At 36.9% G+C, this 14,419-nt stretch carries 12 protein-coding genes; 7 read left to right on the forward strand and 5 right to left on the reverse strand.

All coding sequences use genetic code 11. From position 1 onward, the window contains the following. Positions 1-179: 179 nt before the first annotated feature. From ACFXN8_RS17105 to ACFXN8_RS17115, 3 genes are all read left to right on the forward strand, one after another. A complete protein-coding gene (locus tag ACFXN8_RS17105; RefSeq protein ID WP_386846748.1) occupies positions 180-1,145 on the forward strand; it encodes a S66 family peptidase in 966 nt (321 codons plus the stop codon). A gap of 66 nt (positions 1,146-1,211) precedes the next feature. Continuing rightward, positions 1,212-1,709 (forward strand): GNAT family N-acetyltransferase, encoded by a 498-nt coding sequence (locus tag ACFXN8_RS17110; protein WP_386846750.1) that lies wholly within the window; start codon positions 1,212-1,214, stop codon positions 1,707-1,709. A gap of 18 nt (positions 1,710-1,727) precedes the next feature. Next, positions 1,728-2,723, forward strand: coding sequence for a S66 family peptidase (locus ACFXN8_RS17115; RefSeq protein WP_386846752.1), 996 nt, complete (start codon positions 1,728-1,730; stop codon positions 2,721-2,723). A 41-nt stretch (positions 2,724-2,764) separates the two neighbouring features. On the opposite strand, the gene ACFXN8_RS17120 is transcribed toward ACFXN8_RS17115, so the two are convergent. After that, positions 2,765-3,325, reverse strand: coding sequence for a GNAT family N-acetyltransferase (locus tag ACFXN8_RS17120; RefSeq protein ID WP_386846754.1), 561 nt, complete (start codon positions 3,323-3,325; stop codon positions 2,765-2,767). Positions 3,326-3,490: 165 nt separating this feature from the next. After that, the gene (locus ACFXN8_RS17125; protein WP_386846756.1) at positions 3,491-6,580 is read right to left on the reverse strand and encodes an efflux RND transporter permease subunit; all 3,090 of its coding nucleotides are present in this window, start codon (positions 6,578-6,580) and stop codon (positions 3,491-3,493) included. 99 nt (positions 6,581-6,679) lie between these two features. Here ACFXN8_RS17125 and ACFXN8_RS17130 point away from each other — a divergent pair, with 99 nt between their 5' ends. Further along, positions 6,680-7,513, forward strand: a complete 834-nt coding sequence (locus ACFXN8_RS17130; protein WP_376072851.1) for a TetR/AcrR family transcriptional regulator — start codon at positions 6,680-6,682, stop codon at positions 7,511-7,513. A gap of 333 nt (positions 7,514-7,846) precedes the next feature. On the opposite strand, the gene rnjA is transcribed toward ACFXN8_RS17130, so the two are convergent. Both rnjA and ACFXN8_RS17140 read right to left on the reverse strand, forming a co-directional pair. Then, entirely contained in the window at positions 7,847-9,514 is a 1,668-nt protein-coding gene (gene rnjA, locus ACFXN8_RS17135) for a ribonuclease J1 (protein WP_376072854.1), read from the reverse strand. A 5-nt stretch (positions 9,515-9,519) separates the two neighbouring features. Beyond that, positions 9,520-9,729, reverse strand: coding sequence for a DNA-dependent RNA polymerase subunit epsilon (locus tag ACFXN8_RS17140; RefSeq protein ID WP_376072857.1), 210 nt, complete (start codon positions 9,727-9,729; stop codon positions 9,520-9,522). Between the two features lie 448 nt (positions 9,730-10,177). Here ACFXN8_RS17140 and ACFXN8_RS17145 point away from each other — a divergent pair, with 448 nt between their 5' ends. Next, positions 10,178-10,948 (forward strand): Cof-type HAD-IIB family hydrolase, encoded by a 771-nt coding sequence (locus ACFXN8_RS17145; RefSeq protein ID WP_386846760.1) that lies wholly within the window; start codon positions 10,178-10,180, stop codon positions 10,946-10,948. 234 nt (positions 10,949-11,182) lie between these two features. Here the strand turns inward: ACFXN8_RS17145 and def are convergent, their stop codons facing one another. Further along, positions 11,183-11,740 (reverse strand): peptide deformylase, encoded by a 558-nt coding sequence (def, locus tag ACFXN8_RS17150; RefSeq protein ID WP_376072863.1) that lies wholly within the window; start codon positions 11,738-11,740, stop codon positions 11,183-11,185. 394 nt (positions 11,741-12,134) lie between these two features. Here def and pdhA point away from each other — a divergent pair, with 394 nt between their 5' ends. Next, the gene (gene pdhA, locus ACFXN8_RS17155) at positions 12,135-13,250 is read left to right on the forward strand and encodes a pyruvate dehydrogenase (acetyl-transferring) E1 component subunit alpha (RefSeq protein ID WP_376072866.1); all 1,116 of its coding nucleotides are present in this window, start codon (positions 12,135-12,137) and stop codon (positions 13,248-13,250) included. A gap of 3 nt (positions 13,251-13,253) precedes the next feature. After that, positions 13,254-14,231 carry an alpha-ketoacid dehydrogenase subunit beta gene (locus tag ACFXN8_RS17160; protein ID WP_376072869.1) on the forward strand — a complete coding sequence of 326 codons (978 nt, stop codon included), beginning with the start codon at positions 13,254-13,256 and terminating at the stop codon, positions 14,229-14,231. Positions 14,232-14,419: the final 188 nt, after the last annotated feature.

Raw genomic sequence — 14,419 nt, forward strand, 5'->3', positions numbered from 1 at the left:
GATATTTATTTATTATATTCTAATAGGGCGATTCTTCATTAAAAATGCTATTTGAAAAAGAAAACACACAGTTAGATGAATGAGTGAGAAAGTAAGAATCTTTACTAGTTTATACTTTATGAGATTCAGGTTAAAGATGAAAGATTAATAGCGAAAATTGTATAAGGGGAGGGAGCAGTTTGCGTATTCCGAATAAATTAACAGTAGGTGATGAGATACGGGTTATCGCACCTAGTCGTAGTGCGGCAATCATCACAGCAGAAGGCGCTGAACAAACGAAGAAAAAGCTTGAAGAATTAGGCTTTCGTGTATCTTTTGGTCGACATATTTTTGAAAGTGATCTCCAACATTCATCATCAATTGAGCATCGGGTTACAGACATTCATGATGCCTTTCGTGATAACAATGTAAAGGCTGTATTAACAGTTATTGGTGGCTTTAATTGTAATGAGGTATTACCCTATTTGGACTACGACATGATAGCAAATAACCCAAAAATATTTTGTGGCTTCAGTGATATCACAGCTTTAGCAACCGCTATTACAAAAAAGTGTGGATTTGTTACGTACTCGGGTCCGCATTTTTCTAGCTTTCGTATGGAACAGGCACAAGACTATCAACTATCCTATTTTCAAAAATGCTTACTAGAAAAGAATCCATATACAATTAAAGCATCAAGCGTATGGAGTGATGATGCATGGTATTTAGATCAACATAATCGTCATTTTGAAGCAGCTAGCTGGAAGGTGTATTCTGACGGAGAGGCAAGTGGACAATTATTTGGTGGAAATTTATGTACGTTAAATTTACTTCAAGGGACACCGTATATGCCTGATCTAACGAATAGTATTTTATTTTTAGAAGATGATGAAATAGTTAATCCAGAAATATTTGCCCGTGATTTCACCTCATTATTACAAGCCACTACCAATATTAAAGGCATAGCGATAGGGCGTTTTCAAAGAGCTTCTAATATGACAGAGGAGCAGCTACATTTTATTTTAGATAAGCATCCAAATTTAAGAAGAATACCAGTTATCTATGATGTTGATGTTGGACATACACAGCCGATCTTTACGTTTCCTATCGGTGGTGAAATTCAAATGAACACGGAAGACTTGATAATCCATGTCACTAAATTTTAACTTCCTTCAGCGGATGTCCAAACATCCGCTGAAGGCATAATTGATGAAGAAGGGAGTACGATCAAGATGTTAGTAAGAGAGGCAATAGGTAAAGATGCTGAACGGGTAATAGCTGTCATCAAAAATGCGGAAGAGTCTAATTTTATGTTATTCAGGCCAGGCGAACGAAAGTTAGAGACTGAACAGTTTACTAAATTTATCGAGAATATGAACAATAACAGCCATTCAGCTTTATTTATAGCTGAAATTGAAAAGACGGTAGTTGGTTATTTAATAGTTCAAGGTAATCATATGCCATCCAGTGTTTCACATCGAGCCTATATAGTCGTAGGTATCCATAGTGAATATAGAGGACAGAAAATTGGTACTGCGTTGTTTAGTCACCTCGACGATTGGGTAAAAGAAAAGAGCATGCATCGCTTGGAACTAACAGTAATGGCGAATAACAAGGCAGGTATAGCTTTATATAAAAAAATGGGGTTTGAAATTGAGGGGACTAAAAGACATTCCTTATATGTTGATGGGGAATATATGGATGAATATTATATGTCAAAAATATTGTAATGCAAAGGGGGGATGTATATGAATTCTAGAAGAAACACTAGAAGTATTAATATCGGTATTTTTTCACCGTCTTCCCCTGCATCCGTCAATGCACTTTCTCGATATAAGCGTGCAAAAGCTTTTCTTGAACAAAAAAATATTAATCTAATTGAAGGTAGTTTGACGGGCAAAGTTGATATCTATCGCTCAGGCACTCCTAAAGAGCGTGCAGAGGAATTGAATGAATTATTACGTGATCCAAATATCCACATCATCATGTCGACAATAGGTGGTACAAATTCAAATAGTATGCTGCCATATATTGATTTTGAGGCGTTTCGAAGCAATCCTAAAATCGTGGTTGGTTACTCTGATGCAACGGCAATTTTACTGGCACTTTACGCAAAAACAGGAATTACAACTTATTACGGTCCAGCATTAGTTCCTTCCTTTGGTGAGTTTGAGCCCTTAGTTAATGATACATATCAATTCTTCGAGAACTACTTCTTTAAATCACAATCAATACCTTATGAAATTCCAATGCCTACTTATTGGTCAGATGAACCTGTCAATTGGCTAGAAAAAACGGTGGAAAAGAAGTTATTTAAGAATGAATGGGTGACGGTTCAAGAAGGAGTTGCTGAAGGTAGGTTAATCGGTGGCAATGTAAATGCTATGTATGGATTCATTGGTACATCTTATTTTCCGAATATTAAAGACGGAGATATCTTATTAATTGAAGATTGTGCTAAAAATACTGCTATCGTTGAGAAAAATTTTGCGATGCTCAAATTGCATGGTGTATTTGAAAAAATAAGCGGCATTATTTTAGGTAAGCATGAATGCTATGATGATTTAGGGACTGGGCGTAACGCATATGAAGTATTGCTTGAACAGTTAGATGGTATTGATATTCCGATTTTAGCGGAATTTGACATATGTCATACTCATCCAATGCATCCAATTGCTATAGGAAAACGAGTAAGGTTAGATGCAACGGCCAAAAAAGTCTATTGTATTGAGAAATGGTTATAAGTTAAATAAGCCCTGCTGATTTTTTGCAGGGCTTAGTCCGATTATGATTTAACATAGTCATCGTCCGTGATGGCATACAGTTTCACATTTCGATGATAACCCTTAACAAACATACTTTTTCGTAAAGTACCTTCGAAAAGCATACCCGATTTTTCCATTACTTTTTGGGAACCGATATTGTCCTCGAAACATCGTGCTTGTATTCGAACTATTTTTAATTCGTTAAATCCATAGTCTATTAATTTTTTTACTGCTTCGGTCGTAATCCCTTGATTCCAATAATCTTCAGAAAGAACGTAGCCAATTTCCGCACATTTATGCTGGTCATTAAAAGAAACAAAGTCGATAGTGCCGATCAATTTCTGCTCATATTCAATGCCCCATAATAGATGATTACCTTGTGTATACCCATTTAAAACTAATTCAACAAACATTTTTGTTTCTTCTAAACTTTTATGAGGATCCCATGTGACATAACGTGCTACATTTTTACTGGACGTATAATGAAACATTGCCTCTAAATCATTTAATGAAATCGGCCTTAATGTTAATCTTGCTGTTTTTAAAACAGGTGGTGCTTGTTTGAAAATTTTGTCGCTCACAAAACTCCCCCTTCAAAGCATTTAAGTGTATTTAATTATAACAAGATTTGTGAATTCTCGTTAAGCTTTTTATTAGAGATTGAGAGGAATATAGACGATAATGCTTCATCAAAATATAGAAAAAAGGGCCTCCTTTAAAGGAGAGCCCATTTTTACATGTATTTATTAATTTTCTTCCATATCTTTTCGGTTTTTCTTTAACATTTTAGATAGCATTTCATACACGATTGGTACAACTACTAATGTTAATAATGTTGAAGATAGTAAACCACCAATTACGGTAATCGCTAGGTCTTTTGAAATTAGACCACTGCCACCATTACCAAGTGCCATTGGAATCATCGCACCGATTGTTGCGATGGCTGTCATTAGGATTGGACGTAAACGAGTTGCACCTGCCTCTAAAATGGCCTCGCGCATAGCAAGTCCGTTACGTTCCATATGAATAATGCGGTCTACTAATACGATGGCGTTTGTTACAACGATACCTATTAACATTAATAGTCCCATCATAACAGAAACAGAAATGGTTTGATTTGTAACGTACAAGCCGACAAATGCACCGATTACTGCGAATGGTAGTGAGAACAGAATAGCAAATGGTGCTAAACCTTCACCGAATGTTACTACTAGGATGAAGTAAACAATCGCGATCGCAGCTAACATAGCAATTCCAAGCTGTGTGAACGTTTCTTGCATGTCTGCAGCAACGCCTCCAACGCCAGTCGTTACACCTTTAGGTAAATCTAATTTATCGATTTTCTTATCAGCAGCTGTAGTTGCTTTTGAAATATCGTCACCGATAATCGTACCAGAAACTTTTGCGAAATATTCACCTTTTGAGCGAGACAATGTGTTTAATGTAGTGCCTTCTTCTACTTTTACTAACTCACCGATTGTCATTGTTGTGCCTAAAGCTGTTTGGATTTTAGTAGCTAATACATCATCAAGAGATTTGGCCGCAGCTTTTTCTTCATGTTGTACAATAACATCAATATCTTCACCATTATGCTGAACTTTAGTTAAAACTTCTTGTGATGTATTTTCATTTAAAGCCATTACAATTTGAGCAGTAGTTAAACCATATTGTAGAACATTCTTTTGATCTACTTTTAAGGTATTTTCAACAAATGGATCTTCAGTATCAGACTTAATTTCTTCTAAACCATCAACTTCTTTTAATGCGCCTTCCACTTGTTTCACTGCTTTGCGAAGCTTATCTAGATCTTCACTGTATAATGTGTAACTTACTTCATTTGAAGACCCCGACATTGATGAGAAGTTTTGAGATTTCCATTCTCCTGATTGACTGATGTTCGTTACATAGTCTTCTACTTCTTGACGTGCTTCAGGGAAGTCCTTCATATCTGGATCGAAGATGAGGTACATTAAGGCACCACCAGCACCGCCACCCATCATCATTGCTGAAGGATCAACATGTGTAGGGTCATTGATAGAAACTTGTAAAATATTAACGTCTTTACGTTTCATTAATTCTTTTTCTACTTTTGCAACATTTGCTTCTGTATCTTTCATTAGCTCGCCTGTACCAGGAGTATACGTTAAGTACATAACCTTATCTTCTTGAGAGCCCATGAAGCTGAAGCCGATAAGTGGTGTTAAAGCAAGAGAACCAACAAGCATTACAATCGCTATAACTGATGTAATGATTTTATGGTTTAATGCTTTCTCTAATACACCTTTATACCAAAGAGCTAGTTTACCAACTTCTTTATGTTGACTTTCTTTTTTCTCGCCGTATATTTTTTTACGGAATAAGAAGTGAGATAAAGCTGGAACTATTGTAATCGCCACTAGTAATGAAGCACCTAGCGCAAATGACATTGTTAACGCAAACGGCATGAATAATTCACCAACCATACCGCCTACAAACATTAGTGGGGCGAATACGGCCACAGTTACTAATGTAGAAGAAAGGATTGGTTTGAACATTTCAATTGTCGCTTCACGAATAAGAGCACGACCTGTTAGTTTTTCTCCTTTTAAATGGATACGTCGATAAATATTTTCAACAACTACAATGGAGTCATCGATAACACGACCTATCGCCACGGTAATGGCACCGAGAGTCATAATGTTTAATGTGATATCCATCCAGTTTAATAGTAGTAATGCCATGAATACTGAAACTGGGATAGAAATAATCGAAATAATTGTTGATTTGAAATCACGTAAAAATAGTAAAATAATTAATACGGCAATGGCACCACCGAATACTGCTTTTTCAATCATTGTGAAGACTGAATCTTCAATTGGTTTACCTTGGTCAAGTGAGATATCCACTTTTAAGCCGGCTAATGATTTTTCTTCGTCTTTCATTAAATCTTTCACTGCATTTACGACTTTTACCGTATTTGCATCTTGAGCTTTAACGATTTGAATCGCAATCGCATCTTTGCCATTTGTACGTGATACAGATTGTACTTTACCTTCGACTTCAATCGTTGCAATATCGCCTAAGCGAACGAATGGTGAAGGATTTGTAGCTGAAGGTGTGACTGGGATCAATAATTCTTTTAACTGATCGATAGATTGTACTTTACCGTCTACTGATACGGCTTGTTCGCCAACAGTAAATTGATATAAACCAAGTGATAGTGACATATCACTTGCTTGAATCATTTGCTTGACAGAATCCTCTGTTAAGCCGAGAGCAGCCATTTTTGCTTGATCATATTTAAATGATATTTCATTAATGTGCTGACCGTTGATAGTTGCTGAAGCAACGCCATCAATTTTTTCGATTTTAGGAAGTAGAATGTCTTCTACTGTTGACGTTAATTCAACAATATCTTCCTTAGAGCTACTAACTGATAAAGCGACAACAGGCATCATATTCATGCTAATTGCCATAACTGTTGGTTTTTGAGCACCTTCAGGTAATTTGATCGTATCTAAAGCGGACTCTAACTGGCGTTTTTTCTCATCCATATCAATGCCGTAGTCGTATTCAACTTGAACTTGAGCTACGTTTGAAGAGGAATTTGAGTAAACAGCCTTTACATCTTCTAAGCTTTCTATTGACTTTTCAAATGGCATGGAAAGCTCATTCATAACCTGTTCAGGTGTTGCACCAGGATAAACACCCATTACAATTAAATATGGTATGGATATATCAGGTATGGATTCCATTTTCATTCTTGTACCTGAATAAATACCAGAGACAGTGATGATAATTGTTAATAACCACACTGCCAATTTGTTTTTCAATACGAAATTAACTAAACCTTTCACTTTCACACCTACCCTTTATTGACTAACTTGATTCATTTATTTATACTAATGACTATTCGGTCATTTGTCAATGAAATACATTAGGAGAGAATTAAAAGTATGTTAAAAAAGCAACTTATTATGGAGAAAGCATTGGAGCTATTCTCAGAACAAGGCTTTGAAGCTACATCTGTACAGCAAATTACAGAACGATGTGGGATTTCAAAAGGTGCATTTTATTTATCTTTCAAAACAAAAGACGAGCTTATAATTTCCATGGTAGAGCACTACCTACAACAATTTGTCACTGATGTTGACCAAGTAGTCAGAAGTTCGTTTAGTAAAGATATCATTTGGGTTGAATTTTACAAAAGTATTTTTCAAGCATTTAAAAAACATGCTGCATCTGCCCGTGTGTTTTTTAATGAGAAAGTACTTCTTACAAAAAAAGAGTTGTTTCAAAAAGTAATTGCCTATGATGCCGATATGTCTAAGTCGATCATCTATATGCTTGAGCAGCTATATCAGGATGAACTTCACGAGACAAAATATGATGTCATGTATTGTATTAAAGGATTTATGAAAAGTTATTCAGAACTTTTTATTTTTTCGGATATACCACTCGATTTAGATCAATTGGCTAAATCTCTAGCTGAAAAGACAGAAATTATTGCAAGGTATACGACGATTCCATTTATAACCGAAGAGCTCGTTCAATTAACAGCAAAACCTTTCGATGAAGAAGTTTCACAGGAATCTTTGCTAGAATTAATCGAACAACATCTAGATGGCTTTGAAGAGTCTATAGAACGCGAGTCTCTTGAATTATTAAAATTTCAAGTTGAAAATCTAACCTATAGTAAACCAATTTTAAAAGGTTTAATCGAAAACATACGATTACAGCCAGATTATAGATGGGTTGCTTATGTAATAGCTAAATACTTTAATTTGTAGACATAAGGATAGGATTGCTCACTCTAACGGGTGAGCGATCCTATTTTATTGAAATTAACGAATGGTCGTACGAAAAATTGAAGTGATAGTGGAAATTATGTAAAAGTCTAGGGAGTAGAATTGCTTGCGGTGCTACTAATAGCACTACATGGTTACATTCAAGAAGCTCTACTTCAAAAACGGTATTTACTGAATGTAGTATTCTAATTCAATTCGAATCCTATTGTCGTTGAAAGGATTTTAGAGTCGTTATACTATATACGAATAAATGAGCAAAGAGGTTTCGGAAAAATAAAAAAACTACGCAATTTTGCGCAGTTTTTTGTAATGAGGTTAAACCTCCATAATAATCGGTAAAATCATAGGTCGACGTTTTGTTTTTTCAAATAAATATGGTCCTAATACGTCAGTAATTTCATTTTTTAGCTCAGTCCATTGAGGAGTTTTGCTTTGAATTGACTCGTTCAGGTGACGATTTAGCATTTTTTGTGCTTCATTAATCATCGTACCTGACTCACGCATGTAAACAAAGCCTCGTGAAATAATGTCTGGACCGGAAACCATTTTTTGGTTTTCCATATCTACACTTACAACAACAATCACTAAACCTTCTTCAGAAAGAATGCGTCGATCGCGTAAGACGATATTGCCGATATCTCCAATACCATTACCATCAATATAAACGTCTCCTGAAGGAATACGACCTGCTACATGTGCTTCATTGGCACTTAATGCAAGTACGTCACCATTCTCCATAACGAATGTATTTTCAAGTGGAACATCACAATCTTCTGCTAGATGAGTATGCATTTTCAACATACGGAATTCACCGTGAATGGGCATAAAGAATTTAGGCTTCATTAAGCGCAGCATTAGTTTTTGTTCTTCTTGAGAACCGTGACCAGAAGTATGGATATTATTGAGTGCACCATGAATAACTTCTGCACCTGCACGGAAAAGTAAGTTGATAATCTTGTTTACACTTACTGTATTTCCTGGTACTGGTGAAGAAGAGAAGATAACTGTGTCACCAGGCTGGATTTGGATTTGACGATGTGTGCCATTTGCAATACGAGAAAGGGCAGCCATCGGTTCACCTTGAGAGCCTGTACATAATATCATAACTTCATTGGCAGGAAGACGATTAATGCTTTGGGCATCAATAAATGTATCCTTTGGTGCATTAATATAGCCTAGTTCACGACCAATTGTAATGGCATTGTCCATTGAACGTCCGAAGACAGCGATTTTTCTTCCGTATTTTATAGCAGCGTCTGTTGCTTGTTGTAAACGGTGGATGTTGGATGCAAAAGTTGCAAAAATGATACGACTATCAACCTTACGGAAAATTTCGTCGATACTTTTCCCAACCGTACGCTCGGACATAGTGAAGTTCGGCTTTTCAGCATTTGTACTATCTGAAAGTAAGCATAGTACGCCGTCACGTCCGATTTCAGCCATTTTTGTTAAGTTGGCTGGCTCGCCTACAGGTGTAAAGTCAAATTTAAAGTCACCTGTATGCACGATGTTACCAGGTGGTGTTTTTACAACAATCCCGTAAGCATCTGGAATACTATGTGTTGTTCTAAAGAAGCTAACAGATGTTTTTCTGAACTTAATAACATCTTCTTCTTTAATTTCGATAAGCTTTGTTGTACGTAGCAAGCCATGCTCGTCTAACTTATTACGTAATAAGCCAAGTGCAAGTTTACCACCGTAGACAGGGACATTTACTTGACGTAATAAGTAGGGAATACCACCAATATGGTCTTCGTGTCCATGTGTAATGAATAATCCTTTAATCTTGTCGACGTTGCGTACTAAATACGTATAATCCGGAATAACATAGTCAATACCGAGTAAGTCGTCTTCTGGGAATTTAATGCCGGCATCAATTAAAATGATTTCATCTTGAAATTGAACGCCGTAAGTGTTTTTGCCGATTTCGCCCAGTCCGCCGAGCGCGAAAACAGCTGCTTGGTCATTTTTAACAAACTTCATGCTTGTTAAATTTCCTCCAAGACGAAGTTCGGACTTGCTTGTTCGTAGACTAAATAGTTACCTTCAAGCAGTTGAACGAACTCGATGTTGTAGTTTCGGTCTTTTAGCTTTTCACGTACTTCGCGTTCTGAAGCAGCTTCAAGGTATAGACTTTTAGTGTTTTCGCGAACTGGAATTTCATTTGCACTTTCTTGATAATAAACTTTGTAAATCATAGTTTGCTCTCCTTTTATTGCGTACAATTTTATTGCACCTTTGACTAATACCACGCACGTACTACAAGAAAAAACAGCAAATTTCTAGTATACTAAGGGCGAAATTAGGCGTTTGAAGTTCTTGTATCTCAGTGTTTCAATCCAGACGTAATTACAACAAGGTGCAATTGAATAAAGCGATGAGACAGTGGTTGCACATAGCCAAATAAATGCATTTCCTTTATATTATCATGCAGTTACTCTAAAATAAAGAAAAGCCCTTCAAATAATGAAGGGCAAATGTTAGGCAATTGATTTTTTTCCGAGTATGCCGCGAAGTTGTTTCAACAATTTACGTTTGAGTTTCTTCAGCATGGCACATCACTCCTTAGGATCATTATAATGAAAAATATTGCCACTGTAAAGTCATTAACCTTGGAGAATAATACATAATGAAGGGGACTATAAGATGAAGAAAATATTATTTTTTGATGTAGATGGTACACTTTATAATAGTGAGAAAATATTACCTGCTTCTGCGAAAGAAGCGCTTTTTGAAGCTCGTCGTAATGGATATGAGCTAGCGATTGCAACTGGACGTGGACCTTTCATGATTCAATCCTTACTAGAAGAGCTAGAAATTGATACGTATATAACCTTTAATGGACAATATGTCGTTTATAAAGGTGAGGTTGTCTATACAAATGGTATTGAAAAAGACGATCTAGCTAAGATTATTGCCTTTGCTGAAGCTAGAAAAGAACTGTTAGTATTTTTAGACGACAAGCGAATGATTGCATCAGGTGAAAACAATGCTTGGGTGGCAGAAAGTTTAAATACATTAAATTACCCGTATCCTGAGATAGACTCAACTTATTATATGCAGAACAGTGTCTATCAAACACTTATATTCATGGAAGAAAAAGATGAACATTTATATCGTGAAGCTTTTCCAAACGTGGAGTTTGTACGTTGGCATCGCTATTCTTGTGATATTTTACCAAAGGGAGGCTCAAAGGCTCTTGGTATTGAAAAGATCCTTGATAAGATAGGGCTGACATTAAATGATGCTGTTGCTTTTGGGGATGGACTCAACGATATTGAAATGTTGCAGGCTGTTGGGACAGGCGTGGCGATGGGGAATGGACATGAGAGCGTAAAGGCAGTTGCTACCCATATTGCAGAGCATGTAGATGAGGATGGTCTTGCGAAAATCATGCGGCAATTAAATATCATATAAGAAATGAAAGAGAAGCAACTAGTTGGAGGAATACAGCTAGTTGCTTTTCTATTTAGTAAATTTTATTCAATTTCTTTGTTTGTTTTTACTATTTTTAGTTGTACACCTTTATCCGTGAAATAATTTTTACACTGATCCCAAAGTTAAAGTGTCAGATGCATTTCATAACGTGGTCGAAAAAAAGTAAACCCCGCAGTTTAAATAACTGCAGGGTTTTGCTTTCTTTCTGTGCTCCTAATCGCGCTCGTATGGTGTAGAATCTGGAATTTCGGCAAATGGATTTTGTTCATTGATGCGATCGTAAAACATAATGCCGTTAAGATGGTCTAATTCGTGTTGGAAGGCTATGGCAGGCATGCCTTTAAGTCGAATTTTTTTCTCTTCACCGTCAACAGTTTTAAATTTAACTGTAACACGAGCATGACGTGGTACATAGCCTGGAACATTGCGGTCTACAGAAAGGCAGCCCTCGCCCGCTGCAAGGTATGTGTTTTCTACAGAGTGGCTAACGATTTTTGGGTTGATAGCTACAAAACTTAATTGTTCGCCATTGTCATCAATTAAATGAAGGGCAAACATTCGATGGAGGCTATTTACTTGATTGGCAGCTAATCCAATGCCGCTGCGTAAATTATATTTATCTGCAATTTCAGGATCTTGGCTGTTTATTATATATTGAAGCATGTCTTCTGCAAGTTGTCTTACTTCATCAGTTAAAGGGAATTTTACCTCCTCAGCTTTTGTGCGTAAAGTCGGATGACCTTCGCGAATAATATCATCCATTAAAATCATATATGAATCTTCCTTTCAACTTTGTAGTGCCTTACTTATAAGTATACATCACGTATTAAAACAATCACATGAAAAAAGAACTTATTTGAATATACTTAAAAAATTTTTCAATAGCTATTAGATTGTCTGAAACTGGGCATTCTACTATTGGTAATCATGTAAGAAAACTTAATAATTGAGTACCTTTAATGTATTGTTATAATACAGTTATTATTAATTAATGGTACAGTATGGAACAGAGTCGTTTAATCGTTATTTTAGAAAAAATCTTTGTTTGTACGCGTAATATATGATTGACCGACAGTATTTTATTCAGTATACTGAGTGCAAAGAATAAGTTGTACTAGTTGAAACGGTGATTTATTTTAATACAGCTGAAAGGGAGATGTGACAAATGAGCAAGAAAAACAATAATATTTTTGATCCTAAACAAACGCTAACTGAAATCGAAGATAAGTTTGAAATGTTTCAAATTTTGAATGAAGAAGGCGAAATTATAAATGAAGAGGCAGACCCGAAACTATCTAATGAGGAACTAGTTGAGTTAATGACGCGTATGGTTTATACACGTATTTTAGACCAACGTTCTATCTCTCTTAACCGTCAAGGGCGCTTAGGATTCTATGCACCAACGGCTGGGCAAGAAGCTTCACAACTTGCGTCACACTTTGCTTTAGAAAAAGAAGATTGGATTTTACCAGGTTATCGTGATGTACCACAAATCGTATGGCATGGTTTACCTTTAGATAAAGCGTTTTTATTCTCACGTGGTCATTTTATGGGGAATCAAGTTCCTGAGGGCGTAAACGTATTAGCACCTCAAATCATTATCGGTGCACAATATATTCAAGCGGCGGGTGTAGCGCTTGGTATTCAAAAACGCGGTAAAAAAGCTGTAGCTGTAACTTATACAGGTGATGGTGGTTCATCACAAGGGGATTTCTATGAAGGCATTAACTTTGCAGGTGCATTTAAATCACCAGCAATCTTCATTGTACAAAATAACCAATTTGCCATTTCAACACCTCGTGAATTACAAACAGCTGCAAAAACAATTGCTCAAAAAGGTGTAGCAGCAGGCTTACCAAGTATTTTAGTAGATGGAATGGATGCGCTAGCAGTTTACGTAGCAACACGTGATGCACGTGAGCGCGCAGTTAATGGCGAAGGTCCAACTTTAATTGAAACAATGTGCTATCGCTATGGTCCTCACACAATGGCAGGGGATGACCCAACGCGTTACCGTACATCGGATACAGATAATGAATGGGCACAAAAAGACCCTCTTGTACGCTTCCGTAAATACCTAGAGGCGAAAGGTCTGTGGGATGAGCAAAAAGAAGAGGCTGTTATTGAACGTACAAAAGAAGAAATTAAAGAAGCGATCAAAAAAGCCGATGCTGCTCCAAAACAAAAAGTAACACAGTTAATGGAAAACATGTATAAAGGCGAAATGCCATCTAATTTAAAAGAACAGTATGAAATCTACAAAGAGAAGGAGTCGAAATAACCTATGGCACAAATGACAATGATTCAAGCAATTACAGATGCACTTCGCACAGAATTAAAGAACGATGAAAACGTTCTTGTATTCGGGGAAGATGTAGGTGTCAACGGTGGGGTATTCCGCGCAACTGAAGGCCTACAAAAAGAATTTGGTGTTGACCGTGTATTTGATACACCGTTAGCAGAATCAGGTATTGGTGGCTTAGCGGTCGGTCTTTCTCTACAAGGTTTCCGTCCGGTTCCTGAAATCCAGTTCTTCGGCTTCGTTTATGAAGTGATGGACTCAATCAGTGGTCAATTAGCACGTATGAGCTATCGTAGCGGTGGTGTCTATAATGCACCAGTAACAATACGTTCTCCGTTTGGTGGGGGCGTGCATACACCTGAAATGCACTCTGATAGCTTAGAAAGCTTAATGACTGCACAGCCAGGGTTAACGGTTGTTGTACCATCTACACCATACGATGCTAAAGGTTTACTTATTTCATCGATTCGAAATGATAACCCAGTCATTTTCTTAGAGCATTTAAAATTATATCGTTCATTCCGTGAAGAGGTACCTGAGGAAGCATACGAAATTCCACTAGGTAAAGCGGATGTAAAACGTGAAGGTAAGGATCTAACAATCATTGCCTATGGTTTAATGGTTCACGAAAGCTTAAAGGCTGCAGAGGAGCTTGAAAAAGAAGGTCACTCTGTAGAAGTTATTGATTTACGTACAATCCAACCAATTGATATTGAAACAATTATTACGTCAGTTGAAAAAACAGGTCGTGCAATCGTTGTACAAGAGGCTCAAAAACAAGCAGGTATCGCTGCAAATGTTGTGGCTGAAATTACAGAACGCGCGATTTTAAGCTTAGAAGCACCTGTACTTCGTGTGGCTGCACCAGATACTGTGTACCCATTCCCACAAGCTGAAGGTGTTTGGTTACCAAACTATAAAGATGTAATGGAAACAGCGAAAAAAGTTTTAACATTCTAACTTCTTTCAGCTAAATCTCCCGCTTCTATAGGTGGTGAGATGAATGTGGTTTAAAGTCACTTTTCAGCGGGTGTCCAAACACCCGCTGAAAGAAGTTAAAGCCTCCGGCGGATGTCACGGAATCGGAAAGGAGTGCTTTGTGCAAGCACAAAGCCGATTCCGGACGCAATTATGCCGAGGCATAATTG

The organism is Lysinibacillus sp. NPDC059133 (assembly GCF_042755925.1).
Taxonomy (GTDB): Bacteria; Bacillota; Bacilli; order Bacillales_A; family Planococcaceae; genus Lysinibacillus.

Excerpts from the sequence above, each read along its gene's own strand:
- ACFXN8_RS17130 (WP_376072851.1), top strand. The coding sequence starts at position 6,680 with ATGTTAAAAAAGCAACTTATTATGGAGAAAGCATTGGAGCTATTCTCA.
- pdhA (WP_376072866.1), top strand. The coding sequence starts at position 12,135 with ATGAGCAAGAAAAACAATAATATTTTTGATCCTAAACAAACGCTAACT.
- ACFXN8_RS17115 (WP_386846752.1), top strand. The coding sequence starts at position 1,728 with ATGAATTCTAGAAGAAACACTAGAAGTATTAATATCGGTATTTTTTCA.
- rnjA (WP_376072854.1), bottom strand. The coding sequence starts at position 9,514 with ATGAAGTTTGTTAAAAATGACCAAGCAGCTGTTTTCGCGCTCGGCGGA.
- ACFXN8_RS17145 (WP_386846760.1), top strand. The coding sequence starts at position 10,178 with ATGAAGAAAATATTATTTTTTGATGTAGATGGTACACTTTATAATAGT.
- ACFXN8_RS17140 (WP_376072857.1), bottom strand. The coding sequence starts at position 9,729 with ATGATTTACAAAGTTTATTATCAAGAAAGTGCAAATGAAATTCCAGTT.
- ACFXN8_RS17110 (WP_386846750.1), top strand. The coding sequence starts at position 1,212 with ATGTTAGTAAGAGAGGCAATAGGTAAAGATGCTGAACGGGTAATAGCT.
- ACFXN8_RS17160 (WP_376072869.1), top strand. The coding sequence starts at position 13,254 with ATGGCACAAATGACAATGATTCAAGCAATTACAGATGCACTTCGCACA.
- def (WP_376072863.1), bottom strand. The coding sequence starts at position 11,740 with ATGATTTTAATGGATGATATTATTCGCGAAGGTCATCCGACTTTACGC.